The organism is Shimia sagamensis (assembly GCF_900182745.1).
GTDB lineage: Bacteria > Pseudomonadota > Alphaproteobacteria > Rhodobacterales > Rhodobacteraceae > Shimia > Shimia sagamensis.
Window position 1 is genome coordinate 370,496 of record NZ_FXTY01000003.1, and the last position, 26,769, is coordinate 397,264.

The 26,769-nt window shown below is 55.9% G+C and carries 18 protein-coding genes and 1 tRNA gene; 11 read left to right on the forward strand and 8 right to left on the reverse strand.

Annotation, left to right across the window (positions count from 1 at the left end; genetic code table 11):
- Window positions 1-52: 52 nt before the first annotated feature.
- From QOL67_RS10005 to QOL67_RS10015, 3 genes are all read left to right on the forward strand, one after another.
- A complete protein-coding gene (locus QOL67_RS10005; RefSeq protein ID WP_283425822.1) occupies window positions 53-547 on the forward strand; it encodes a P-loop nucleotide/nucleoside kinase family protein in 495 nt (164 codons plus the stop codon).
- A gap of 426 nt (window positions 548-973) precedes the next feature.
- Complete coding sequence (locus tag QOL67_RS10010; RefSeq protein WP_283425823.1) at window positions 974-3,262, forward strand: hybrid sensor histidine kinase/response regulator; 2,289 nt, start codon at window positions 974-976, stop codon at window positions 3,260-3,262.
- A 152-nt stretch (window positions 3,263-3,414) separates the two neighbouring features.
- Window positions 3,415-5,784, forward strand: coding sequence for a Hint domain-containing protein (locus QOL67_RS10015; protein ID WP_283425824.1), 2,370 nt, complete (start codon window positions 3,415-3,417; stop codon window positions 5,782-5,784).
- 70 nt (window positions 5,785-5,854) lie between these two features.
- Here QOL67_RS10015 and QOL67_RS10020 read toward each other — a convergent pair whose 3' ends face one another.
- The 3 genes from QOL67_RS10020 to QOL67_RS10030 form a co-directional block, all read right to left on the reverse strand.
- Window positions 5,855-8,134 carry a calcium-binding protein gene (locus QOL67_RS10020; protein ID WP_283425825.1) on the reverse strand — a complete coding sequence of 760 codons (2,280 nt, stop codon included), beginning with the start codon at window positions 8,132-8,134 and terminating at the stop codon, window positions 5,855-5,857.
- A gap of 305 nt (window positions 8,135-8,439) precedes the next feature.
- Entirely contained in the window at window positions 8,440-10,773 is a 2,334-nt protein-coding gene (locus QOL67_RS10025) for a calcium-binding protein (RefSeq protein ID WP_283425826.1), read from the reverse strand.
- A gap of 249 nt (window positions 10,774-11,022) precedes the next feature.
- Window positions 11,023-11,096, reverse strand: a tRNA-Cys gene (locus QOL67_RS10030).
- A 261-nt stretch (window positions 11,097-11,357) separates the two neighbouring features.
- On the opposite strand from QOL67_RS10030, the gene QOL67_RS10035 reads away from it, so the two are divergent.
- The 3 genes from QOL67_RS10035 (at window position 11,358) to QOL67_RS10045 (ending at window position 14,475) form a co-directional block, all read left to right on the forward strand.
- The gene (locus QOL67_RS10035) at window positions 11,358-12,011 is read left to right on the forward strand and encodes a protein-L-isoaspartate O-methyltransferase family protein (protein ID WP_283425827.1); all 654 of its coding nucleotides are present in this window, start codon (window positions 11,358-11,360) and stop codon (window positions 12,009-12,011) included.
- Between the two features lie 43 nt (window positions 12,012-12,054).
- The gene (locus QOL67_RS10040) at window positions 12,055-13,467 is read left to right on the forward strand and encodes a TolC family outer membrane protein (RefSeq protein WP_283425828.1); all 1,413 of its coding nucleotides are present in this window, start codon (window positions 12,055-12,057) and stop codon (window positions 13,465-13,467) included.
- A gap of 72 nt (window positions 13,468-13,539) precedes the next feature.
- On the forward strand, window positions 13,540-14,475 hold the full coding sequence (locus QOL67_RS10045) for a hypothetical protein (RefSeq protein ID WP_283425829.1): 936 nt from the start codon (window positions 13,540-13,542) through the stop codon (window positions 14,473-14,475).
- Between the two features lie 89 nt (window positions 14,476-14,564).
- Here the strand turns inward: QOL67_RS10045 and QOL67_RS10050 are convergent, their stop codons facing one another.
- Window positions 14,565-14,885, reverse strand: coding sequence for a DUF6280 family protein (locus tag QOL67_RS10050; RefSeq protein WP_209065235.1), 321 nt, complete (start codon window positions 14,883-14,885; stop codon window positions 14,565-14,567).
- 219 nt (window positions 14,886-15,104) lie between these two features.
- Here QOL67_RS10050 and efp point away from each other — a divergent pair, with 219 nt between their 5' ends.
- Together efp and QOL67_RS10060 are read left to right on the forward strand one after the other, a co-directional pair.
- Entirely contained in the window at window positions 15,105-15,668 is a 564-nt protein-coding gene (efp, locus tag QOL67_RS10055) for an elongation factor P (RefSeq protein ID WP_283425830.1), read from the forward strand.
- Between the two features lie 82 nt (window positions 15,669-15,750).
- Window positions 15,751-16,221 carry a GNAT family N-acetyltransferase gene (locus tag QOL67_RS10060; protein ID WP_283425831.1) on the forward strand — a complete coding sequence of 157 codons (471 nt, stop codon included), beginning with the start codon at window positions 15,751-15,753 and terminating at the stop codon, window positions 16,219-16,221.
- Here QOL67_RS10060 and ygfZ read toward each other — a convergent pair whose 3' ends face one another.
- A complete protein-coding gene (ygfZ, locus tag QOL67_RS10065) occupies window positions 16,222-16,965 on the reverse strand; it encodes a CAF17-like 4Fe-4S cluster assembly/insertion protein YgfZ (protein WP_283425832.1) in 744 nt (247 codons plus the stop codon).
- 73 nt (window positions 16,966-17,038) lie between these two features.
- Here ygfZ and QOL67_RS10070 point away from each other — a divergent pair, with 73 nt between their 5' ends.
- A complete protein-coding gene (locus tag QOL67_RS10070) occupies window positions 17,039-17,725 on the forward strand; it encodes a TIGR04283 family arsenosugar biosynthesis glycosyltransferase (RefSeq protein ID WP_283425833.1) in 687 nt (228 codons plus the stop codon).
- Between the two features lie 5 nt (window positions 17,726-17,730).
- On the opposite strand, the gene QOL67_RS10075 is transcribed toward QOL67_RS10070, so the two are convergent.
- Entirely contained in the window at window positions 17,731-19,605 is a 1,875-nt protein-coding gene (locus QOL67_RS10075; protein WP_283425834.1) for an ABC transporter ATP-binding protein, read from the reverse strand.
- 158 nt (window positions 19,606-19,763) lie between these two features.
- Here QOL67_RS10075 and QOL67_RS10080 point away from each other — a divergent pair, with 158 nt between their 5' ends.
- Window positions 19,764-20,960 (forward strand): pyridoxal-phosphate-dependent aminotransferase family protein, encoded by a 1,197-nt coding sequence (locus tag QOL67_RS10080; protein ID WP_283425835.1) that lies wholly within the window; start codon window positions 19,764-19,766, stop codon window positions 20,958-20,960.
- 272 nt (window positions 20,961-21,232) lie between these two features.
- Here QOL67_RS10080 and QOL67_RS10085 read toward each other — a convergent pair whose 3' ends face one another.
- The gene (locus QOL67_RS10085; protein WP_283425836.1) at window positions 21,233-22,336 is read right to left on the reverse strand and encodes a pyridoxal phosphate-dependent aminotransferase; all 1,104 of its coding nucleotides are present in this window, start codon (window positions 22,334-22,336) and stop codon (window positions 21,233-21,235) included.
- A gap of 121 nt (window positions 22,337-22,457) precedes the next feature.
- Between QOL67_RS10085 and QOL67_RS10090 the strand changes: the two genes are divergently transcribed.
- Window positions 22,458-23,249, forward strand: coding sequence for a crotonase/enoyl-CoA hydratase family protein (locus tag QOL67_RS10090; protein WP_283425837.1), 792 nt, complete (start codon window positions 22,458-22,460; stop codon window positions 23,247-23,249).
- Between the two features lie 136 nt (window positions 23,250-23,385).
- Here the strand turns inward: QOL67_RS10090 and QOL67_RS10095 are convergent, their stop codons facing one another.
- Window positions 23,386-26,541, reverse strand: coding sequence for a valine--tRNA ligase (locus QOL67_RS10095; RefSeq protein ID WP_283425838.1), 3,156 nt, complete (start codon window positions 26,539-26,541; stop codon window positions 23,386-23,388).
- Between the last annotated feature and the right edge of the window lie 228 nt (window positions 26,542-26,769).

Sequence of the window (26,769 nt, forward strand, 5' to 3'; positions counted from 1 at the left end):
CAGGCCGGGGCAGTTGTCGTCACGCATTTCCATTTTCTGACAGGGGTGTCCCATGTCTGTTCCGTCTCCTACCCTTCATTTGATGTGCGGATTGGCCGCTTCCGGTAAATCCACTTTGGCTAGGTGCTTGGCCTCTGAAACGGGAGGCGTGGTGATTTCCGAAGACCAGTGGCTGTCCGCGCTTTTTACAGATGAGCTGCACAGCCTGGCGGATTACGTGCGCTACTCCGCGCGATTGCGTCACGCCATGGGGCCACATGTGGTGGCGCTTTTGCAGGCCAGGCAAACGGTGGTGATGGATTTCCCGGCCAACACGCTTTCTACGCGGCACTGGTTGGGTGAGCTGGCGCGGCAAGCCGGCGTGCGTGCGCGACTTCATTACCTTGATGTACCGCAGGACATTTGTCGCAATCGGGCGATGGCGCGAAACCAAAACGGGACACATCCATTTCAACTTACGATGGACCAATTTGATCATTTGGCGTCGTACTTTGAGATACCAAGTGCCAACGAGGGCTTTGAATTGGTCTTACACAAGCACAGCTAAATCCAGCCTCAAGGCGGTGTTTTGGTGATTTTTGTAACTGTTGCGCGATGAATTGGTCTGGTCCATAGTCCGCGCGACGACGCCTAGAATGGGCGAAATGAGAGTCGGAGTTGTGGTTTTTGGCTGTGTTTTGAAAGGCTAAGCCGCCTTTCTCCTGTGTCTTGTGGATGCTTGGAGGCGAGTCGCCGAGGCGCCACGAGTAAGACAAAGACTAAGCAGAGGAGCGGTTAGAGCCAGAGGCCTCCGGTCGTAAAGCGGCTGAATTGGTTGCAAACCCGGTCATACCGGTCGCAAGCATAGCTAATCTGGGGACGGAGGAACCTTCGGGGTCTCTGCCTGCCAAACGCAACGTGCATGTTGTTAGCGAATGTTAACCTTTTGAGGGCTTTACTTCACGCGAAAGCGAAACCCTAACCAGACCAACCTATGAACCATGCCTCAACAGTATTTAGCCCGATCGCGGGGCCATCAGCGCAGGAATCTGAGATTCGCGCACGGCGGAAGCTGTTGCTGGCTTATGCGGATGAACGGGTTCGGCGGCTGCCAGTACGCCTTGCGCTATACTTTATTGGGTGTTCGATTGGCTACTATGCCGTAGAGTTGCTCCCGGTTTTACTGAGCCTTTTCATTCTGTTGGCTGGGGATACAGTTGATTGCCTTCTGTTGCGAACCTTCGTGCGGCGGGAGGCTTTGGTGGGCAGCTTGCAGCGGGGGCAAAGATGCGCAACGTTGACCAGCGCGTTGCAGGGTATGAGCGTGGTGGCTGGCGTGTCGGTCTACTATTTCAAGCTCGGTGACGAAGCCAATATTCTGTTTGTGATTGGTGCTTTGGGGCTGGGCGCGGTGAACGCGGCGATTGTGCTGCCCAAGAACCCGGCGGCGGCATTCACGCGATTGTCTTTCTACCTCATGGCACCGTTCATCTACGTGGGACTACAGGCACTCTGGGCCAAAAGCTGGACGCCGTTTGTCATGATGGATGTTGCCGGCACCATGCTGGTATTCTGCATGTTGTATATGTTCTTGGCCTTCACCAAGTCAGGTATGAGCAATTTTCGGATCACCCAGGATTTGGAGCGACAGAAGTCCGAGATGAAGCTCATGTATGCCCGTATGGACCGGCATCAGACCGAGTTGCAGCAACTGTCACTTGTGGCGCGGCATGCCAATGACAGTGTGATCATTACCGACCGGGAGAGGCGCATAGTCTGGGTCAACGATGCCTTTACGCGGGTCACCGGGTTTTCATTTGCGGAGGCCAAAGGATCGATCATTGCTGATTTGCTGACCGGCGCGGATCATGCGCTGAAAGCGATCAACACCATTGATCTGGCTGTGGAAGCTGGCCAGCCGTTTCGCGGTGAAGTGCAAAACGTCACTCGCGATGGACGCAAGATTTGGTTGGACGTGAACCTATTCCCTATTCGGGGGCTTGATGGGGAACCGGAGTTTTTTGTCTCGATCGAGCGGGACGTGACGGAATCACGCAAATTGGCGGAGCAAATGGGCAAAGCCCGTCAGGCCGCTGAAGAGGGCGCGCGGGCCAAATCCGAGTTCTTGGCCAATATGAGCCACGAGATCAGGACACCGCTGACAGGGGTGATAGGAATGGCCGATCTATTGTCCGAGACGACGTTAGATTCGGAGCAAGAGCGCTACGCCGACACGATCCGCGGGTCGTCACAGGCGCTTATGGCGATTATCAACGATATTCTGGATTTGTCCAAACTGGACGCGGGCCGGATGGAACTACATCCGGTGAGTTTTGCGCCGCGTGCCTGTGTTCAGGAAACACTTGATCTGTTGACACCTGCGGCGCGCAGCAAGGGTTTGGAGCTTACATGTCATGTGGACAGCACAGCGCCGGAGTTCATCAAAGCTGATGATGGCCGGTTGCGGCAGGTGGTCACCAATATTGTTGGCAACGCCATCAAGTTCACCGAAGAGGGTGGGGTATACTTGAAGCTGGGCCATGAAGTGGATGCGCAGGGCAAGCGGTTGATCGTTGAGGTCACAGACACTGGGATCGGCATTTCGAGGGAAAACCAGGCCCATATCTTTGATCATTTCACCCAGGCCGAAGCCGCAACCACGCGCAAATTTGGCGGCACGGGATTGGGTCTCTCGATTTCCAAACACATACTGGATGTGATGGGGGGCGCCATTTCGGTACACTCTGAAGAGGGTGAAGGTGCCAGCTTCCGCATGGAAGTCCCCTACGACGAGGCGGATCTGTCTTATGAGGCCCCCGGCAAGGTCGCGCAGGGCGTTCCTCTGACGCTTGTCCCGGGGCTACGGGTGCTGGTGGCGGAAGACAATAAGACCAACCGGTTCCTGTTGAAGAAATACCTGGCGGATCAACCCATCGACTTGGCCTTTGCCAACGATGGTGTCGAAGCGGTGGAACAGGTGCAGAGTTTTGTGCCTGATCTTGTGTTTATGGACATGTCCATGCCCCGCATGAGCGGGCTGGAAGCGACGCGGGAAATTCGTGGTCTGGAGATTCCCCAGCCGTCCATTGTTGCTTTGACAGCCCATGCTTTTGATGAAGAGATGCGAGCTTGTTTGGATGCGGGTATGGATGACTTCCTGACCAAGCCGATCCGGAAAGCCGCGCTGATTGAGTGGATGGTTCAGTTTCAGCAACGTCTACTGGATGCGCGTGCGACAGATCTAATTGAGGCCGGTGATCCACCTGTAGAAGGCGCGGCGTAAGCGCGGCGCGTGAGGGCGATTTTCCTTTGTCTCCCAATCTCAAATTTGTAAAATTTTGAAATTGTTTTGTTACGAGGCCCGACAACAATCTTGGCATTGATTTAATCCGCATTTCTTAGATCGAGACTCCACTTGTTTCTGGAGCCTCGGTCATGGCCACAACTTTTGATGTTTTTTATCTCGGCGTCTTTGCAGATCTCGATCCAATTGAAGGGGACTATTCTGCTGAAAACGCCGAAAGTTTGGTTGGGGCGGTAATTGGCGAGGCTGATGCACCTCTGTCCGGCAATGTCGCCACAATGAGCCAATACGGGTCGGATTACGAAGAGTATTACATCAACAATAATGAAGGTAACGATCAGTTCCAAATTGATGGCGGTACGCCTCTGACCTTTGATAGTCTGGTCGAATACAATGCAACGATCACTTATACAGATGGCACCACAGCCAACATTACAGCGGTGGTGTTCCAGTCCACAGATGGGCAAACCTTTCTGGCGCCAGAGTATACCAACAACAATGACCAATACGCGCTCGAGTCCCAGGCGATCCAGTCTCTGACACTCAATAGCGTTGCCACTGCTGGCGATGACATGATCAGCGACCGGGTGGATGGAGACTATATCGTCGAAGATGGTGTTGTTGACGGGACGGACAGCGGGGACGATATATCCGTTGGGTTTACAGACACCGCCGGCGACCGGGTAACTGAAGGTGCAGACAGTATAAACGCTGCAGGAGGAGATGACACTGTGAACGCCGGAGGTGGTGATGACACAGTGGACGGTGGCGCGGGCAACGACGTGGTGACGGCTGAAGAAGGTAACGACCTGGTTCTCGGTGGTGCAGGTCAGGACACCCTCTACGGGATGTCGGACAATGACACCATTATCGCGGGTGATGGGGCGGATGTTGTTTATGGGGGCACTGGCGACGACTCTCTCGAAGGTGGCGGTAATGGGGATTTCCTTTCTGGTGGTTCAGGGAACGACACCATTTACGGCGACGCTGATAGTAATCCGGGCGAAGAATGGCAGATCCATTCCAGCTGGAATGCGTATTTCCTGGGCAATGGCACCGATTTAGATGGAGATGAATCCAGCGGTTACTCCCACAATGCGGCCAGTCTTTTGGGCAGTTATGGCTCGTCAGACACTCCCATTTCGGGGCAAACCGTCCGTGTTGATATCAACGACTTTGACGGCGACGGTGGCGTAGACGAAAACAGCGAGATGGCGTCTGGCGCTGTGTCCGAGATGAAAATTGACGGCGTGGACCAAGTGTTGGACAACAATGCCGGCTATCAAGCGACAGTGACGTTTGACGATGGATCAACTGGCACATTTACGGCCGTTGTTTTTCAGACGGTTGATGGCGACTTTTATTTGGCGCCGGAGTATTCCAACAACGACGACATGGAGTTGTTGTCGAGCAAGCCCATCCAGTCGATCTCCCTAGACAGCGTTTTCAGCGACAATAACTATCTGATATCGGACCGATGGGATGCCATCGCGGATGAAGATGGTGGCGACGACACTATTTACGCCGGTGAAGGGGACGACGTTGTCTATGGCGAAGGGGGCGACGATACAATTTTCGGGGAAGACGGCCAAGACACGTTGGACGGCGGTGAGGGTGACGACAAGCTCCATGGTGGCACTGGGGACGACGTCTTTGTGGTCAGCGGTGGCAATGACACGATTTCAGACTTCAACTCTGGCAACTCTGGTGCGCTGCGTGATGGGGACAGCGACAACAACGATTTTGTCGACCTAAGCGGGCATTACGATCATATGGATGAGCTGCGCGCCGACTTGGCGGACGACGGTGTGCTCAACCAATCCAACACGCTTAATGCCAAGGGCAACACGGTGGATTATTCCGACAACACGCAGTTTGGCGATGGCAGTCTGAGTTTCACAGGAAATGTGGAGCTGACGGCGGATAACACCGGGGTCGTGTGCTTCACCACTGGAACTATGATTTTGACGCCGCAGGGCGAGCGCCCGATCGAGAGCCTGAAACCGGGTGACATGGTCACCACAATGGACAATGGACCGCAGCCAATTGTGTGGATTGGCAGCACATCTCTGTCGGGTCATCAGTTGAGCGCGCAGCCGAAATTGCAGCCTATCCATATCAATGCGGGTGTGCTGGATGTCGATCGTCCACTGCTGGTGTCACCACAGCACGGCGTATTGCTGCCGGGCAGCGATATTTTGGTGCGGGCGACCCATTTGCATCGGTTTGTGAAGGGCACACGAGTGGCCTCAGGCAAACAGAGGGTAACCTATTTCCACATGATGTTTGAGCGCCACCAGATTGTGTTCTCCAACGGCTGCCCCAGCGAGAGCCTCTATCCGGGGCCAATGGCTCTGCAGGCGATGAATGCTGAGGCGCGGGCGGAAATTGATGTGCTGTTCCCCGGGGTGTTGGGGATGTCTGTGCGGGATAAAGTGTCGAGGCTATACGGGGACACCGCGCGAGACGTTGCGCGCAAGCCCGGCCAGGACGTGGCGTGAGATCAAGCAGGCGCGAAACGGGCGGCCTTGGGAACAGGCCGCCTGTTTTGGTTTTTGTTTCTGGGGTCAATCACAATTGCACCACGTCGTCCCCAATTTGCCAGTGATAGAGAGTTTCGATGAACAATGATTGCCCATTGTCAAAACGGATCTCGATACCAGGGCGCGAGTCGAAGCCGTAGATCAGGGCAATTTGCCCGTCGCCGTCTGTGTCTCTGAAGCCGTATAGTTCAAGTGTATCTGCGTCATCTTTAAAGTCGGTGATGGTGTCGTTGCCATCCCAGTGGCGGAATTGGAAGACATCCGCCCCTGTGCCACCTGTCAGAGTGTCGTTGCCGTCCCCGCCGTCAAGGATGTCCTTTCCCGTGCCTCCGAAAAGGACGTCGTTGTCGCTGCCACCGTATAGTTCGTCGTTGCCGCTGCCGCCATAAAGCTGGTCGGTTCCGCGGGCGCCATACAGCGTGTCATTACCCCCGTTGCCCCGAAGCAGATTCGAAAAATCGTTGCCTCCGATCTCGTCGTGTCCGCGATTGGATCCGGATGCGCCTTCAAAGTTTTTGATGGTGTCGTTGGCGCTCCAGCCACCGGAAACACTGTTGTTGTCTAGATCAATATCCACGCCGGTGGGGCTGTCGAAGTAGCTGATGTAATCGTTGCCGAATCCGCCGTCAAAACGCTCCCGGCCGCCACCAGCCTTGACGTAGTCGTTGCCAAACCCAAGCGAGATGTAGTCGTTGCCTTTGCCGCCGTAGACTTTGTCATCGCCGTCACCAGCAATGATTTTGTCGTTGCCGTCGCCGCCGTAGATTGTGTCATTGCCGTCTTCCGAGGAGATTGTGTCATTCCCGCCGTGGGTTTTGATGAGATTGGCTGCCCTAGTTCCAATTACCCTGTCAGACCCGTTTTTGGAGCCAGTGACGTTTTCAAAGCCACTGATGATGTCGTTTGTTGCCCAGGACCCCGAGACCGCGTGGGTCTGCAGATTGATGTTCACACCGGTTTTGCTGTCGTAGTAGCTGATGGTGTCATTACCTTCGCCGCCGTGGAACTCTTCGCGACCACCGGCGACCCGTACGTAGTCGTTGCCGTCGCCCAGGAAAATTGTGTCGTTTCCTTTGCCGCCATAGACTTTGTCATTGCCGTCACCCGCATAGATGGTGTCGTTGCCATCGCCGGCGTAGATCTTGTCATTGCCGCCGAACGTCTTGATGGTGTTGGCCCCGGATGTGCCATAGATTTTGTCGTGTCCAATGCGGGAGCCGGTCACACTTTCAAAGCCGCTGATGGCATCGTTGGTTGCCCAACCGCGGGATGCCGCGTTTGTTGCCAAGTTGATGGTCACGCCTTTGGAGCTGTTATAGTAGCTGATGGTGTCATGACCGCTGCCGCCGTGGAACTCCTCGCGGCCGCCACCCGCGCGGACGTAATCATTGCCGCTTCCCAAATGCACGACGTCGTTGCCCTTGCGTGAAAAGACTTTGTCGTTGCCACCCGCCGCGCGAATGACATCATCACCGTTGGTGCCGATGATACGATCGTCTGTGTCAGCGCCCAGGATGTCTTCAGTCTCAATGATTTGGAAGTCGTATTCGCCCAGGTGGCTATAGCTTATGGTCTGGTTCCGTAAATTTTCGACCCCAGAGTGTTCCAAAAACAGGTAGTAGGTGCCGCCTTCGGATGGCGTGAACGCGAGTATGTCAGGGGATTTGAGATTGAAATCCGCAACAACGTTGCCTTGATCATCCAAGATCTTGAGCGGGATGTATTCCTCGCCCCGTCCGTCACCCAGTGTAATATTGATAGCGTATCGCTTGCCGTCTTCGAGCGTTACCTCAAACATGTCGGCATCGCCGTCGTAGTCGAGGCTGCCCACCGTTGATTCCGCAAGATTGACGGAGGTTGCCTCTGCTATTGTGTTACCCTCAGGGTCGGTCACCTCGTTGATCGTGAAGGTGTACTCAACGTCATCGGGTGCACGGTGGCGAAAATTGATGAAGTAGGTGCCGGCCGTTTCAATTCTTTGCGGCAGATGATTGTAGTAGCCGTTGTTGTCGCCGATGCTTCCCCAATTAAGATACCTATCCCTGTCCGCGTCATACTCAAACCTACTAATGTAGGAGCGGAGGGTGTCGTGGTCTTCGGCGTTTAGACCGGACCCGGGCGCATATGCGAAGGCAAACTCGTAAATTTTTCCGGCCTCTAGAGTCACCCCAATCACGTCTGTGTCCCACCGGTCAAATGCGCTGGTGACCGTCTCGCCCACATCGACGATGCGTGCAGTTGCTGGCGTGTCGCCAATGTCGGGTTCAGGGGCGTTGAGCGGGCTGGACAAAGCGTTTTCTAACGTCATGCAGAACCAAGGTCAGTTTAGGGTTTCAAATGATGTGCGCCCGTTTGCAGAGCGAATTTTCTTTTTGGAGAATTTCAATTCAAAAGATCGCGCCTAGGATGATTATCGGTGTCCTAGAATTCAAGGTAAATAGCTGGTTAACGCAGCTATATTTTTCACATGTGTCACCAAGACACTTGCTTTGGTTGCCTTGCAAGAAGAGGTGCCACAGCCCGGTTGGGGCGTGGCGTGAAGGCTGTCCAACGTAAAATCGGGCGGCCCTCAAAAGAGGCCGCCCGTTTTTTCGGCTCAGCGCTGGGTTCGCACTAAAGTTGGATGAAGTCGTCGTTGCCAATGAGCCCATAGAAGATGTTCTCGATGGTAAGTGTTTGGCCATTATCAAAGCGGACTTCCACGGTGTAAAAACCAACGCGCCACAATCTTGCATAGTTGCCATCACCATCCAGATCCCTGAAACCGTCAGCTTCAATTTTGTCGATGCCATCTTGGAAGTCGGAGATAGTGTCGTTGCCATCACCCAAATTGAAGTGGAACACGTCCGCACCCGAACCACCATAAAGCAGGTCGTCTCCGGATCCGCCGTCGAGAAAGTCGTTGCCACTTTCGCCGCGGAGGTTATCGCTAGAGCTACCGCCAAACAAGCGGTCGCTGCCACTGCCTCCGAATAGCCTGTCGCTGGAGGATCCGCCAAACAAGGTGTCGTTGCCTGTGCCACCATAAAGCGTGTCGTATCCGCTGCCACCGTCGAGCCTGTCGTTGCCTGATCCGCCATCGAGTCTGTCGCTGCCGCTGCGACCGTAGAGCTTGTCATTGCCGCCGTAGCCTTTCAAGACGTTGGACCCGGAGGTCCCATACATTGTATCCGCCCCTTTGTTGGACCCAGAGGCGCTTTCGAAATTCTTAATGCTATCGTTGCTACCCCAGGCGCCTGATACTCTGTCCGCTTCCAGATCGATCCAAATTCCGCCCGTGCTGTCATAATAGCTGATGTAGTCGTTGCCAGAGCCGCCATCTAAGCGTTCCCGGCCGCCACCCGCTTTGACATAGTCGTCGCCGTCTCCAAGGGAGACGTAGTCGTTGCCGCTGCCGCCATAGACCTTGTCGTTGCCACTACCCGCAATGATTTTGTCGTTGCCGTCGCCGCCGTAGATTGTGTCATTGCCGTCCCGGGCAGAGATTGTGTCATCGCCGCCGTAAGTTTTGATGATGTTGGCGCCGGAGGTGCCTCGGATCGTATCAGACCCGTTTTTGGAGCCGGAGACGTTTTCGAAGCCGCTGATGATGTCGTTTGTTGCCCAGGACCCTGAGACTGCGTTGGTCGTTAGGTTGATGTTCACACCGGTTTTGCTGTCATAATAGCTGATGGTGTCGCGGCCGCTGCCGCCGTGGAATTCTTCGCGGCCGCCGCCGACCCGGACATAGTCGTTGCCTGCGCCGAGATAGACCTTGTCGGTGCCGCCGCCGGCATAGACCTTGTCGTTGCCGCCGTAGGTGCGGATGGTATTGGCCCCGTCCGTGCCGAAGATTTTGTCATGCCCAATGCGGGAGCCGGAGACGTTTTCAAACCCGCTGATGACGTCGTTGGAGGCCCATCCGCGTGATACAGCGTTGGTCGCCAAGTTGATGGTCACGCCTTTGGAGCTTTCATAGTAGCTAAGGGAGTCGCGGCCGCTTCCGCCATGAAATTCCTCGCGGCCGCCGCCAGCGCGGACATAATCATTGCCGGCCCCCAAGTGCACGACATCGTTGCCTTTGAGTGAGTAAACTTTGTCGTTGCCACCCGCTGCACGGATAGTGTCATCACTATTGGTGCCAGTGATGCGATCGTCGGTGCCGGTGCCTACGATTTCTTCTACTTCGACAATCTGGAATTCGTATTCGCCCAGGTGGCTGCGCGACGGCTCCCGTAGACGTGACCCCCAGATGTGCTCCATAGACAGGTAGTATGTACCGCCCTCAGATGGGGTGAACACTAGTATATCCGGCGTGTTGAGGTTGAAGTCCGCAACAACGTTGCCTTGATCATCCAGGATTTTGGCGGGGATGTAGTCCTTCCCGCTGCCATCACCCAAAGTAATGTTGACAGCGTACCTTTTGCCCGCTTCGAGATCCACCTCAAACATGTCAACATCGCCAGAATAGTCGAGGTCGCCATCCATTTGGTCACCGACGCTGATGGAGGTTGCATCTGCTATCGAGCCACCGTCACGATCAATCACTTCGTTCACGGTGAAGGTGTAGTCGACGGGTTCCTCGACACCGGAAGAACTGTGCCAACCTTTGATGAAGAAGGTACCGGTAACATCAATTTTCAGTGGCAGCGTGGCATTGCTGTAGTCATCTCCATAGATTTGGACACCTGTGTATGTGCCTGTGTCGTCGTTATACTCATACCGCGCCATCTCAATGCGGAATGTGTAGTAGTCTTCAACTGTGTGACCGGAGCCTGGCGCATAGTCGAAGTTAAACTCGTAGATTTTTCCGGCTTCCAGAGTGACACCGAACATGTCCTCGTCAAACCGTTCAAACGTGCTGCTGACAGTTTCGCCTACATCGACCATCCGCGCGGTGGCAGGGCTTTGGCCAATGTCGGGCGCTGGGGCGTTCAGTGGCGGGGAAGAGAGGTTTTCAATTGGCATGGGGAACCTGATTGTTAGCTAATTGCACAAATATTTGGTCTGCCCGCTATTGCGCGGGCATCTAATTTAGTTTGGGTGATTTTTTGCCATTCTGGTCAGCCGGAAGATGAGTGGGGCTGTGCCAGATTGCAAGGTTAATTGAAGGTTAACAGTGCGGCATTTACTGCAAAAAATTCGCGCAGTGGTATGCATGTTACAGTGGCTGGACGCGACATTGGGCTGACGAAAGGCAGCTGTGTGGAGGAGAGGTGGAGGCGAGTACCGGAATCGAACCGGTGTACACGGATTTGCAATCCGCTGCGTCACCACTCCGCCAACTCGCCATCCGTGGTGCTCTGAAGTGATGCTTCAGAGTGGGCGCATAAATGGTCTGAATCTTGGCGAGGTGCAAGCCCCTTTTTGAGGGCATTTTTTTGTTGGAGGGCGTGATGACGTGCGGGCAGTTGCCCTTTGTGGGCATTGCGGTTTGGCGCGAAGGTGCGCAGAGTTGTCACATTCATTCGAAAACACAGGGGCGTACCGTTGCTGCGGACGCTCGGTTGTGGCATGAGAACGCAACACGAGTCTGAGCACATGAGAAATCGATGACCGACTATGCCACCCTCCGCACCACAATGGTTGATACACAAATCCGTCCATCGGATGTGACCAAGTTCACTGTCATTGAGGCTATGCTCAATGTGCCGCGTGAGGCCTTTGTGCCAAACAGCCAGCGCGACGCGGCGTATGTCGACACCTGCGTGACCTTGGACACCGGGCGGGTGGTGTTGGATGCGCGCACGTTGGCAAAGATGCTGGACGCGCTGGATATTCAACGAGATGAGCTGGTGCTCGATGTGGGGGTAGGCCTGGGCTATTCCTCTGCGGTGATTGCGCGGATGGCCGAGGCCGTGATCTCTGTTGAAGATGACGAGGCGCGCGCGTCTGAGGCGCAGAGCGCGCTGAGTGAGCAAGGCGCTGACAATGCGGTGGTGCATCACGGAGCTCTGGTCGACGGTGCAGCCGAGCATGGCCCCTACGACGTCATTCTATTGCAAGGTGGTGTTGAACAACTGCCGGAGGGCCTGTTGGCGCAGCTCAAAGAGGGTGGCCGAATTGCCGCTCTGTTTGTGGAAGGCGCTTTGGGGGTTGTGCGCGTCGGTTATAAACTTGATGGTGACATCAACTGGACTTTTGCTTTCAACGCAGGAGCCCCCGTGATGCCCGGATTTGAAAAAGACCGCGCATTCCAACTATAAGGCCGCCAACAAGTAGGCCAACGATACGCAGGAGGCAGCAGCCATGTTCCAGAAGGTACAAAATGCGGTCCGGCGCGGTGCGCTGGCTTTGACAGTTTCCGTGGTGTCTATGAGCGCGGCGCAAGGCCAGACCCTCTCAGACGCTTTGGCGACTGCTTATGAGCACAGTGGTTTGCTGGAGCAAAACCGCGCTCTGTTGCGTGCTGCGGACGAAGATGTGGCGATTTCACAAGCCCTGCTGCGCCCGATCATCAATTGGTTTGGCAACGTCAACTACGACTATGGCCGGTCTGGCGCGGGGTCTGTGACGTCAGCTGTTGGCTGGACGCCTTATGCCAATATTGGTGTTTCTGCGGATCTGCTGCTTTTTGACAATGGCAACTCGAAGTTGGCCGTCGAGGCTGCAAAGGAATCGGTATTGGCCACCCGTCAGGCGTTGGTGTCTGTGGAGCAATCAGTGCTGTTCAACGCGGTGCAGGCTTTCATGGACGTTGTAGCAGACGACGAGCTGGTGAAGTTGCGTCAAAACAACCTCCGCCTTCTTGAGCGGGAATTGCAGGCTGCGCAAGATCGGTTTGAAGTGGGTGAAGTCACACGCACCGACGTGGCGTTGGCTGAAGCCCGTTTGGCGGGGGCGCGTGCCCAGTTGGCCGCGGCGCGTGGCGATCTGGATGCCAGTAAAGAATTCTATGCAGCCGCCGTTGGTGAACGTCCCGGCAACCTGGTGACGCCGCGCAGCCTTCCGAAAGCGGCAGGCTCCCTGGATCAGGCCAAAACAGTTGCGGTACGTTCACACCCACAGATGTTGCAAGCGCAGTACCAAATTTCAGCATCTGAAATTAATGTAGAGCGGGCGCGTGCGGCGATGGGGCCAACCGTCACCCTCAAAACAAATATCGGTGCCCGTCGGGACTTTGATTCTTCCGTATTCTCTGACTCCGCTCGTGTGGGCGTCGAATTGGGCGGGCCTATCTACCAAGGTGGGCGATTGTCAGCGTTGCTGCGTCAATCTATGGCGCGCCGGGACGCCGAACGGGCGAACCTGCACGTGGTGCGCCACAGCATTCGCCAGAATGCAGGCACGGCCTGGGCGCGGTTGATCGCGGCCGGTGCGCAAATTCAAGCCAGTGCGCGGCAAGTTGAAGCGTCGCGGATTGCCTTTGAAGGTGTGCGTGAAGAAGCAAAGCTGGGCGCGCGGACCACTTTGGATGTCTTGACCGCTGAGCAAGATTTGTTGGATGCGGAAGCTGATCGCATTGATGCGCAGGCGGTGCAGATTGTGGCGGCCTATGCGGTTCTGTCATCCATGGGGCTTTTGACCGTGGATCACCTGAACCTGCGGGTGGAGCGCTATGATCCGGAAGCCTATTTCAACATGGTGAAAAATGCGCCTGCACTGCGGTCTGAACAAGGTAAAAAATTAGACCGTGTGCTTAAAGCAATTGGGAAAGAATAACATTTTTCCTATCTGTTGTATGGCTTAGCAGCAGAGGCTACACTCGCCGTGAGGTAAGAGTGGTGAATTTCTATGTCCGATCCAGTGACCAACACGGAAATCGAAGATGTTTTGACGTCTATTCGGCGGCTTGTGTCGGAAAACCGACCAGTAAAAAACGCCGAAGAGACCGAGGCTTTGGCGCGGCCGGTGGTCGTAGAGTCCGCTGTTGTTCAAGATGATTTGGCACAGAGCACGCCTGCACCAGCAGAGGCTCCGCTAGCGTTGGTTTTGACACCAGCACTTCGGGTTGAGGAGACGCCAGACGAGTCCGCTGATGTTGAAGATGCCGGTCGATCTAACGCTTCGGATGAGGGTGAAGATGCTCCTTTTGCCGAGGTTGCGGCTGACGAGGATTTTGACACGGTTGCGTTAGTGGTCGGCGATGCCGAGGCCGAGGAGACTGAAGAATCTGATCCCGATATAGACTTGGTTTTTGTTGAAAATCAGCAGGATACCGTTGAAGAGATCAGCGCTGGTGAAAGCCACCTGTCGGATCCGGAACGCTTTGCTGAGGCCGAAACAGAGGCGCGCGACGAGGCGGACATGTCCTATGTTGCTGTGACTGATTCCGCGCCTGATGAGGCAGTGGATGAAGAACAGCCGTTTGATTTCAAGCAGGTGTTGGAAGCGCGGATTCATCAATTTCGGGACGCTACTTCAACCGAAGAAGTGATTGAGGTGCCCGCCACCGAGCTGATGCCGGATATGGCGGGTGCTGTGGTGGATGAGATGCGTGAGAGCATGCCTGAAGAGGTGGCTGATGCGGTGGATTTGTCCCAACCGGAAAGCTTTGGAGCCGCCGTGGATGAAGCTGCGGAAATTGACGAAGCGATGTTGCGAGAAATGGTGGCTGATATTGTCCGCCAAGAGCTTCAGGGTGCACTTGGTGAGCGGATCACGCGCAATGTGCGTAAGTTGGTGCGGCGTGAAATCCATCGAGCTTTGGCGGCGCACGACCTAGGATAGGTTAACAAACGGCGCTCAGAACGCATCATTCAGAAACAAAAAACGCGCCCTTGGGGGCGCGTTTTTTGTTTGGCAGCGTGTGACGGTGCTTAGGCAGCTTCGGCCTGTGCAGCGGCATTGCGGCGCTCGCTCTCTTCGCGCGACAGCGCAACCGAGGTGCGGACACCTTTACCGACAAATTCCATCAGGCCTTCGACCACACGTTCATTGGGGTCGATCCCAGCGCAGGACAGCACTTCGCGACCGTCGCGGGACCGGGCCCAACGGGCAATCTGTTCCGGGCCGTTGCCATATTTCTTGTCATCTGCAATGGCATCATCCAAGGCCGCGAGAACCACAGCTGCGAACAGCTTGCGTGCACGGTTACCTTGTTCATTGTTGTATGCCGCTGCATCAACGAAATCGGTCATCTCGTCGTCCTTGTGTTATTGCTCTTGTATTTCCGGCGTGGCGCTCCTTATGACCCATCCAAGCCGATTCGAATAGCCCGCAGATGCATAGCTTCTATGCGGAATTTGCATAGCATTCTGTGGATTGTTCTCGCGACAGGCTGTCTTGCCACCTGTCGACTGGGCAGATATAGGAAGCTAAACCCTCCGATCAACCTTTTTTGCTTAGGTTTTCTTAATATGCCCAAGATCAACGGTAACGAAATTCGTCCCGGCAACGTGCTGGAGCACAATGGTGGTCTTTGGGCCGCGGTGAAAGTAGACCACGTAAAGCCCGGAAAAGGCGGCGCATTTGCACAGGTAGAAATGAAAAACCTGCGTAACGGTTCCAAGCTCAACGAACGTTTCCGCTCCGCGGATAAAGTTGAGCGTGTGCGCCTAGAACAGAAAGACCAGCAGTTCCTTTATGAGGATGATGGCATGTTGATCTTCATGGACACCGAGACCTATGAGCAAAATCAGATTTCTGCGGAGTTGCTGGGCGAACGCCGCCCCTTCCTGCAAGATGGCATGACCATCGTGGCAGAATTTCACGAATCCGAGGCGCTGAATGCCAAGTTGCCACAGAAAGTGATCTGCAAAGTTGTTGAGACGGAGCCGGTGGTGAAAGGCCAAACAGCGGCCAACTCGTTCAAGCCTGCGATCCTGGATAACGGTGTAAAAGTCATGGTGCCACCGTTTGTGGGCCAGGACGAAAGCATCGTGGTGAACACCGAGACCATGGAATATTCCGAACGCGCATAAGTTGCGTCCGGACATATATCCCCGCGCAACCTGCCGGGGGACAGATTGAGAAACCTCCGGTGACACCACTGGAGGTTTTTTTGTGATTAGATTTTTGAAGGCGGAAGAGCTTGAGAAGCTTCTGCCGCTGTCGGCGCAAGTGAACGCGCTGCATGAAGCTCAGCATCCGGAACAGTACCGCGGAGACGCTACGGCGGAGGAAGTGATGGGCTTCTTCTCGGCGCGGCTAAGCGAAGGCGCGATGATCTTTGTCGCTGAGAAAGTCGCTGGTGACCTCACAGGTTTCATTTTGGCTGTGCCGGTCGTTCGAGACGCCTCACCGTTTTTGCATTCAGTTCGTCACGTGGAACTGGATCAGATATGTGTCGACAAAAGTTGCCGTGGGCAGGGCGTTGGCAAGTCATTGGTGACGGCGATGGAAAGTTGGATGGTCCAAAACGACTTCCGGGAGTGGAAATCGATGGTGCAAGGCTTCAATACCCATTCCCAGAACCTCATGCGCGGGCAGGGAGCGGAGGTACTGGGACTGCGTTATCGCAAGATGCTGGGCTGATCAGGCGGGGTAACGAATCTTGGCGTCACCAGCGGTCATGTCTTCGCTTGCGCGGTCATAGCGCAGGTAGGCCAGAGCTTTATCACCGGCGCGGCTGAGCAGGGTGCCCACGGCTTTGTCATTGTGCTGAATCGGCGTGCCGAAGGGGGCCTCCCCGTCAATGCCAACAACTGCAAGTCCTTTGCGCAATTCGGTTTTGTGCTTCATACGCGCCGTGACTTCTTGCCCGACGTAACAGCCCTTTTTGAAATCGACACCGTTGAGGCGTTCAAATCCCATTTCGAGGATGAAGCTGTTTTGGTCCAATTCCAAACCCGCGTTGGGGATATGATTGTCGACATAGAGTGCGGTCCAATCAACGACATCATCCGATTGCGGTGTGTCGCGATATGCGCGCCAACCCAGAGCTGAGGTCCGAGGGTCGGCGGCACCGTCTCCAGGCGCATCACCGAATCCGCGATGCAGATACAACTTGGTTGGTTCAATACTGATGTCGGCGCGCAGCTTATACATGGTCAGGCGCTGCTGTAAGGCGGGGGCCTGTGCCGCGTCAGCATCCAGCAGAACCGCATCGCCATCGCGTTTTAGAAAGAAATCGGCGAGGTATTTGCCTTGCGGCGTCAGGATGGCCGCGTAGAGCAACCCATCGGTGAGATGGGTCATGTCATTGGTGATGAGCCCCTGTAAAAAGCTCTCGGTGTCGCTGCCGGTGAGACGAAAAATGCTGCGATCTGAGGTCGACATGCCGCTGCTCCTGTTCTTGCGCTTCTCTGTCATATAGAAGCAATGTCGCCGTGCAACAGGGCTGGAGTAAGAAATGCGTGCACCTGTGAGTGTTATCATCCCGACACTGAACGAAGAGGACGGGTTGCCGACCTGTTTAGGCGCGCTGTTTGAAGGCGTCTCGACTGGTCTGCTGCGAGAGCTGATTGTGGCGGACGCGGGTTCAAAGGATGCAACTCTGGACGTTGCTGAGGAGGCGGGTGCCGAAGTGGTAGACTGTGCGCCGTCCCGAGGGGGGCAGTTGCGGGCAGGGGCCGCCAAGGCACAGGGTGAGTGGTTGCTGTTTGTGCATGCCGATACGGTTTTGCCTGAGGGGTGGAGTACATCGGTTGAAGCGCATTTGGCGCATATCGATAGGGCAGGATATTTTGGCTTGTCGTTTGACAAAGGAAAGCTCGCTGGCAGTTTGGTGGCAGGCTGGGCCAACCTGCGAAGTTGGGTATTCGGCTTGCCGTATGGTGATCAGGCGCTTTTGATTTCGCGACGTCTCTATGAGGAGATGGGCGGGTTCCCGGACATTCCGTTGATGGAAGACGTGGCGCTTGCGCGTGCGCTTGGTCGATCGCGATTCCTACGGCTTCCCGGGCATGTCACGACCAGCCCGCGCAAATATCAGGCCCAAGGCTGGTTGCGCCGAGGGGGGCGCAACCTTTGGACGTTGGGTCGGTACATATGCGGTGTTTCACCGGAAAAACTGGCGTCGGCGTACCGGCGCCAATGAGCGGCTTATTCGCGTCCGGCCAGGCGGCCAAAGAGACGTGCGACAAGAGAGCGCTTTGGTTTGGGGAGAGCTGCGTTGAAGCCTTCGGCCGGTTTCAAAGCCCGCGCTTCTGCTGTTTCGCCTTTGGTTTTGAATTGCAGCTCATAAAGGTCCGCGTAGATACCGCCTTGCGCAAGCAGCTCTTCGTGGGTGCCCTCATCCACAACCTGCCCTTTGTCCATGACCAAGATTTTGTCTGCATCCCGAACTGTTGAGAGACGGTGGGCGATGACCAAGGTCGTGCGCCCTGTGGACAGTTTGTCCAGAGCGGCTTGAACGACGGTTTCAGACCGCGTGTCGAGCGCTGACGTCGCTTCGTCCAACAGCAGGATAGGCGTGTCACGCAGCAGGGCACGGGCGATCACCACACGCTGTCGTTGGCCCCCAGACAAGTTGGTGCCACGCGGGCCAACTTGGGTGTCCAGACCGTCCGCCAATTTGGGCAGGAAGTCTGAAACATGGGCCGCCTTAAGAACTTCTTGCAAACGTTCCTCGCTGACATTGGTTTGATCCAAGAGAATGTTTTCACGGATGGTGTCATCAAAGAGCATGGCCTCTTGGGACACCACGGAAAACAGGCTGCGCAAATCGGGTAGGCTCATGTCGCGATTGTTCACGCCGTCAATGAGACTGGTTCCAACTTGGGGATCAACAAGGCGGGTGAGGACATTAAAAATTGTCGATTTGCCTGCACCGGATGCGCCTACAATCGCGGTGGTTTTGCCGGGCTCAGCTACAAAACTGGTGCCATCGAGAACCGTGACGTCGCCATAAGAAAGGTTGACCTTGTCCATAGTGATGCCCGGAATGCCTTGTGGTGCTGCGACAGGATTGGGGGGCGATTTGATGGTGGGTTCGGCTTCGATAAGCTCCTTGAGGCGTTCGATGGCAGCGGCGGCAACCTGCCAACGGCCAGAGAGGCCTGCGAGGCGGCGCAGCGGTTCGAACATCATACCCAGGGAAGTAAAGAAGCTCATGAATTGACCGATGGATTTTTCACCAGATACAATCTCGCCACCGCCATAAATCAGAACACAAAAGAAGCCGAGGCCAGCGGTGAAATCCACCATCGCTGCAATGGAGGAGGTGCCGGCGGTGGCCCGCACCTCAGCCCGCACCAGTTTACCAGTCAAAAAACCAAATTTTGTAATTTGGTATTTTTCCAGAAGGTTGAGCTTGGTGGGGATGATGCCGTGAAAGGTTTCATCAAGCCGTGTGGCGATTTTTGCACCCAAATCACGGGCTTCGCGGGCGCGGCGACGAACAAAACGCTGCGCCACCAAAGACGGAAGGATCAGGAGTGGGGTGCCAATGCAAGCCACAATGGTCCAGCGCCAATCCACGCTCAGGGCCACACCGAGCAGGGCGATCAGCGAGATAAAGTCGCGGCCTGCGCCGGTGATGAATGAGCTCCAAACTCCATTGATGGCGCCCACATCTGATTGCGTGCGCTGAATCAGATATCCGGGTGGGTGCGTTTGGTGAAACGCGTTGTCTTGCAGCATCATGCGGCCAAGCAAGTCGATGCGCAGGTCGGCAGAGGTGCGTTGGGCTGCGGTGGTCATCATGACCTTGTGGCCAATGCTGGTGACGCCGCGGGTGAAAAAGATACCGGCAAAAACCATGCCAACCGCCCAAAGTGCGGTTTCACTGCCTGCCGAAAAAGCCGTGTCAAACATCGGTTCCATCATCCAAGCGATGAGGCCAAGCGTGGAGCCCTCGATTGCCATGAGAACCGATGAGAAAATCAGCAGCCACTTGTGACGGTGGAGATACTTCCGCCAGAGCCAGGACAGCAAATAGCCGTTGTCTTTGGTGGGTTGGACGTCTGTGTCAGTCACGATTGCAGCCTTTTCCGACCTTGTATTTGTATTTGACCTTTACAGGTCACAGAGAGGCAAAACCAGTGCCAATACAGAGTGCATCGGTGGAGCAAGTGGCGATTGACGTTGCGCAAAAGCCGGATAGGGTGCCTTGGAGATTTACGGGGGCAGCGATCATGAAACTCACTCAGGGACAAACCTATCTGGCGATTCCAGGGCCATCGGTGATGCCGGAGGCTGTGTTGCGTGCGATGCATCGGGCGGCGCCAAACATCTATGAAGGTGAGTTGATTGAAATGACACATGGTCTGCTTCCGGATCTGAAGAAGATCGCAGGCACAAGGCATGATGTGGCAATCTATATCGGAAACGGCCACGCTGTTTGGGAAGCCTCGTTGGCCAATGTGATTGCGGAAGGTGATCGTGTTTTGATGCCTGCAACGGGTGCCTTTGGGCATGGCTGGCGTGAAGTCGCAGCCGGGCTGGGGGCTGAATGTGAGGTCATCGATTTTGGACGCCGGTGCCCTATGGATCCGGCCAAGGTGGCAGAGGCGTTGGCGGCGGACAAGTCGCACAGCATCAAAGCTGTGTTGGCTGTGCATGTGGACACTTCCACCTCAGTGCGCAACGACATCGCAGCGTTGCGGGCGGCTATTGACGCAACCGGCCACCCTGCTTTGTTGATGGTGGATTGCATCGCGTCTCTTGGCTGTGACCGGTTTGAAATGGACGCCTGGGGAGCTGACGTGATGATCGCCGCCAGCCAAAAGGGGCTGATGGTGCCGCCGGGCATGGCGTTTGTATTTTTTAACGAAAAGGCCGCAGCGCGTCGGGCAGAGATGCCTCGCGTTAGCCGGTATTGGGATTGGGCGCCTCGGGCCAACCCCGAAGCGTACTATCAGTTGTTTTGTGGCACAGCGCCGACGCATCACCTGTATGGGCTGCGGGCGTCGTTGGACATGATCCTGGACGAGGGGCTGGAGCAGGTTTGGCAACGCCACGATGTATTGGCCAGAGCCATTTGGGCCGCCTGTGACGCGTGGAGCGCGGAAGGGCCATTGGAGCTAAATATCGCGGATGAGGCACATCGTAGTCGGGCGGTTACATCCCTACGCATTGGTAAGGAACACGGCACGCGGTTGCGGCGCTGGTGCCAGGATCAAGCAGGTGTAACACTGGGTATTGGTTTGGGCATGGCCACGGAAGATGATCCGCAAAGTGATGGGTTTTTCCGGTTTGGTCACATGGGGCATGTGAATGCGCAGATGATCATGGGGCTGTTGGCCAGTGTTCAAACCGGCCTTATTGCGCTTGATATTCCACACGGATCCGGCGCGATCGATGCTGCGGCGCGGGTGATTGCAGAGGCCTAGGCGCGTCGCTCAAAGTGGGTGCGCAGCCGGTCGATTCCGGCGTTTAGGACGATGGCAAGTATCAAGACCGCCGGAAGGCCCCAGAGGAGAAGTACCAACATAAGAACCCAGAGCAGGTTGATAAATGCCATGACGAGGCAACTGGTGGTGTGATCTTGTACAGGTTGCACGGGGCGTGACATCGCTGGCTCTCATTACACTTAGTGTGCTTTCATTCCTGCCATAAAACGGAAAAAAAACTATGAACGAGGCGCGAATTAAGTGTGCAAGTGTCAGGCCAGATCCTCCAAGGCGTCGCCAAGTGCCTTGTCCAGCAGAGTGATTTCGGCTTCGGGTGCGCAGCTGACGCGGATGCAGCGGTTTTGTGGCGCGACAAAGGGCATGCGAGCAAAAATGCCACGTGCGACCAAACCATCGAGGATCGCTTTGGCGTAGGTGCCGTCTTTGCCGCAGTCGATGGCGACAAAGTTGGTGGCGGAGGGCAAGGCTATGAGGCCGTGTTTGGCGGCCACTTCGGTGATGTGCTGGCGAGAGGCTTCGACTTTGGAACAGGTCTCAGAGAGCCAAGAAGCGTCTTGCAGCGCGGCCAGTGCGCCGGCCTGTGCGGCGCGGTTCATGCCAAAGTGATTGCGGATTTTTTCGAATGCCCGGATGTTTTGAGTTTCGCCAATGGCGTAACCCACACGGGCGCCGGCCATGCCATACGCCTTGGAGAAAGTGCGCATGCGGATCACGCGGGGATCATTGATATCGATCACGGGGGCTGTTCCGTCTGGCGCGAGTTCAACGTAGGCCTCGTCCAGCAGAAGCAGACAGCCGTCCGGGATGTTGTCGAGCTGTGCGACAATGTCTTCGCCTGCGCACCAGCTGCCCATCGGATTGTCGGGATTGGCGAAGTAGACAAGTTTTGCGTCCACTTCAGAGGCTTTGGTCAGCAAGGCGGCCAGGTCTTCGGCGTCGTCACGATAGGGTACTTTGTGTAAGGTGCCGCCAAACCCCGCGACGTGGTAGTTGAAGGTGGGGTAGGCGCCCTCAGACGTGACAACTGCGTCGTCATTGCAAATCAATAGGCGCACGAGGTAACCCAACAGCGCATCGATGCCTTCCCCGACCACGAGGTTTTCCGGGGCAATGTCATGATGTGCCGCTAGTGCGTGACGCAGATCAAAACTTTCGGGGTCGCCATACATCCAGATGTCGCCAGCCGCCTTTTGCATGGCTTCAATTGCCTTGGGCGAGGGGCCAAAGATGTTTTCATTGGCACCAATGCGGGCGGCAAAGGGGTGCCCCATCGCGCGTTCTTGCGCTTCGGGGCCAACAAAAGGAACGGTGGCGGGCAGGCTTTCAGCCAGTTTGGTATAGCGAGGTCCGGTCATGCGCGGAAAGTGACGCAAGGACGGGGATGGCACAAGAGCAAATGCCCTCACGTCAGGGTGGATTTTCACCAGAGGGACACAGAGTGTAGGATCAAGAAAACCCATCTGTGAGGAGGCTTTTATGGCCCGTGTATCGGTAGAGATCAAAGACCACATCGCCCATGTGCGACTGACCCGCGGTGACAAGATGAATGCGCTGGATCAGGCGATGTTTGATGGCATCATCGACGCTGGCGAAGGGCTGATGGACAATGAGGATGTGCGGGTTGTGGTGCTGTCCGGTGAGGGAAAGTCATTCTGCGCTGGACTGGACGTGATGAGCTTTGCCGCCTTGGCAGGGCAGGACCCGGTGGCACGGATCATGCCGCGCACGCATGGCAATGCCAATGACGCGCAGCAGGTGGCCATGGTATGGCGCAAGCTGAAGGTGCCGGTGATTGCGGCGCTGCAAGGCGTGGCCTTTGGCGGCGGGTGCCAATTGGCACTGGGCGCGGACATTCGTTTTGCGGCTCCGGGCACCAAGATGGCAATCATGGAGATGAAATGGGGGCTGATCCCGGACATGGGGGGGATGGCGTTGCTTCCACATCTTGTGCGCTCCGATGTTTTGCGTCGACTGACTTATACAGCGGCGCCGATTGAGGCGGAGCAGGCGTTGGCCTGGGGACTGGTGACCGAGATTGTCGATGACCCGCTGGCGGCGGCAATAGCTCTGGCGGAAGAGATTGCCGGTAAGAGCCCTTCGGCTGTGCAAGCGGCCAAGGCACTGATTGGCTACGCAGAAGAGCACATGGATGATGTGGACGCGGTTCTTCTGGAAGAGAGCCGGGCGCAGGCGGAGTTGATTGGCAAACCGCACCAGATGGAAGTGATCGCAGCGAATATTCAGAAGCGAAAGCCAGTGTTTAAGTAACCTACGAGAGGGAGCATCCCTCCAGCAAGTTTACACAAATATGTTGGGGCTGTTTTCAGGCGCATCCGTGACGTTGGATAAGACCTTGGAAGGCTCGCATCATGCCCGAATATGGGCATGATGCGTTTTTTTCGCGTTAGTCGAGCTCTGCGAGCTTGGCGAGTGCCGATTTGATCTTGGCCTCTTCTTCTTCGCGCAGGGCCAGGTTTTCGCGGGCCTCAGCAACCACCTCTTCGGGGGCGGACGCCGCGAATTTTGGGTTTTTCAACCGTCCACGCAAGCCGCCCAGTTCTTTGGTCAGTTTGCCCAGGTTTTTCTCCTGACGTGCTTTTTCCGCAGCCACATCAATGATGTCGGCCAAGGGCAGAGCAAAGGAGGCACCGGGAGCGCCGATGGAGATACAGCCTTTTGGCAATTCGTCAGCCTGAGTCAGGCTCTCAATGCGGGCTTTGTTCATGATCAGCGCGCCGTTGCGATCCCAGTAGGTCTGGGCGGCATCGTCCATTTCGGTGACCAACATGGGCACGATGGACCCCGAAGGTACGTTGAGTTGCGCGCGGGCGGAACGTACGTTGCCAATAACCGCGATGACCCAGTTCATTTCGGCTTCTGCCTCAGCGTCAACCAAATCGGCTGCGGTATAGGTAGGCCATTGCGCGTGGGCCAACATCTGCGATGCGGTGCCCATTTTGAAACCACGGCCTTCGGTGATGTTCCACAGCTCTTCGGTCACAAAAGGCATGATCGGGTGCATCAGGATCAACGCTTGGTCGATGACCCAAGCAAATGTCGCGCGGGTTTCTTGCTTGGCTGCATCATTGTCGCCTTGGAACACTGGTTTGGTGAACTCCAGGTAGCGGTCACAGAAGGTGTTCCAGAAAGTGGAATACAGCGCATTGGCAGCGTCGTTGAAGCGGAAGCTTTCAAAGCCTGCATCAACCTCTTCGCGCAGTTTGGCAATTTCGCCGATGATCCAACGGTTCAGCGGCAGGCTTACCTTGGGAGGCTCGGCTCCACGCTCAGCGTTAAAGGCGTCAATCTGGCTGTCGCCATAAGAACAGGCCTGCCAGATCTTGGTGACAAAGTTGCGGTAGCCTTCGATGCGCTTCATGTCGAGTTTCAGCACACCACCCAGCGAGGCCATGGCCGCATTGGTAAAGCGCAGAGCATCGGTGCCGTATTGATCAATGATCTCAAGCGGGTCCACCACGTTGCCGGTGGATTTGGACATCTTCTTGCCTTTGGCGTCGCGCACGAGGCCATGCAGGTAGACCGTGTCAAACGGGATCTGATCCACGACGGCGAGCTGCATCATCATCATGCGGGCAACCCAGAAGAACAGAATGTCTTGGCCGGTGACCAGCGTGGAGGTTGGGAAGTACTTTTCCAACTCCGGAGTTTGATCGGGCCAGCCGAGGGTGCCGATGGGCCAGAGGCCGGAGGAGAACCAGGTATCGAGCACGTCTGGGTCGCGCCAAACCGGGTACACCAGCTTGAGCGGATCTTGGTCCACCACATATTGCGCGAGGCTTTCTGCCAGCATGTGGATGGCTTCGTGCTTGTCGGCTACTTCGACTACTGTGGCGTGGTTCAGAGGCGCAGGGATGTTGGCGTTGTCGTCCAAGAACTGTTCAACCACACCGTCGAAGTTGGCAGCGCAGTGGGTGACGTTGCCACGGTGCAGCATGCCGCCATCGCCAAGCAAGCGGCCCATTTCCACGAGATCCAGCGCGCCGTTGTTTTCATCATCCTTGAAGTCATCGGCGGAGAGGTCGAGGCCGTACCACACCGGGATCTGGTGACCCCACCAAAGCTGGCGGGAGATACACCAAGGTTCGATGTTTTCGAGCCAGTGGAAATAGACCTTTTCGCCACTTTCCGGTAGAATTTTAACGTCGCCGTTGCGCACAGCCTCCAGTGCCGGGCCGACAATTTTGTCAGTTTCCACAAACCACTGATCGGTCAGCATAGGCTCAATGACCACTTTGGAGCGGTCGCCAAACGGCTGCATAATTGGTTTGTTTTCGACCACCGGGATGTCGCGGAAGGCTTCGTGGCCTTCGTCGTCAACATAGTGTTCGGTGATCATCACCGCGAGACCTTCGTTGGTGATCTGCTCCACCACCAGTTTGCGCGCTTCAAAGCGGTCCAGGCCGCGCAAGTCATCGGGCACAAGGTTCACGCCGTCGGCTTCATTCACGGTCAGGGTGCGCTCACCCTTGGCTACAGCCATGGCGATGGTGGCTGCGGCATCGTAGCTGTCACCGTCCGCGCGCATCGCGCCTTTGGTGTCCATCAGGCGGTACATTGGGATGCCGCCGCGCTTGGCGACTTGGTAGTCGTTGAAGTCATGCGCACCGGTGATTTTCACCGCACCGGAGCCGAAGTCTTTGTCCGGGTATTCGTCGGTGATGATCGGGATCAGGCGGCGGTGCTCTTTCGGGCCCACCGGGATTTCGCAGAGTTTGCCTACGATGGGCGCGTAACGTTCATCAGAGGGGTGCACAGCCACGGCGCCGTCGCCCAGCATGGTTTCCGGGCGGGTGGTCGCGATGGAGATGTAGTCGCGCTCTTCTTCGAGGATGACGTTGCCGTCTTCGTCTTTCTCGACATAGGTGTAGGTTGCGCCACCCGCCAGCGGGTATTTGAAGTGCCACATGTGGCCCGCAACTTCGATGTTTTCCACTTCCAGGTCGGAAATTGCGGTTTCAAAATGTGGGTCCCAGTTTACCAGGCGCTTGCCGCGATAAATGAGACCTTTGTTGTACATCTCAACAAAGACCTTCAGCACGGCGTCGTGAAAATTGCCGCCAGCCACGTCGTCAGGGGCACCGGGGGCGCCGGACATGGTGAAAGCTTCGCGGGAGAAGTCACAGGAGGCACCAAGGCGCTTGAGCTGGTTGATGATGGTGCCGCCGCTTTCGGCCTTCCAGTCCCAGATTTTCTCAAGGAATTTCTCGCGGCCGAGTTCAGCACGGGAGGGCTGTTGGGTTTCGGCCAGCTTGCGCTCTACAACCATTTGGGTGGCGATGCCCGCGTGGTCGGTGCCTGGCTGCCAGAGGGTGTCAAAGCCCTGCATACGTTTCCAGCGGATCAGGATGTCTTGCAGCGTGTTGTTGAAGGCGTGGCCCATGTGCAGAACGCCTGTGACGTTGGGCGGTGGGATCATGATGCAGTAGGTGGAGGCACCTGGTTTTGCGTTTGCGCCTGCAGTGAAGCAGCCCGCTTTTTCCCATGCGTCAAACAGCCGGCCTTCGGCCTCGGCTGCGTTGAAGGTTTTTTCCATCGCCATTGGTGTGATCCCTTGTGTCGGTTCGCGCCCGTTATCAATCGGAGTTGTCTCTATCGAATGCGGAAACAAAGGGGAAGCGGGAAGAGATTGTTTAGCAAGGTGGAGAAATCTTAAATTTATTCACTCAAGTTGGAAAAATTCAAAAAAGATATGGTTTGTTAAGGTTCTGTTAACGCTTTTGGCGGCATAAGCTGGATGTGGCGCAAGACGCCTCCACGCTAGAAAGCG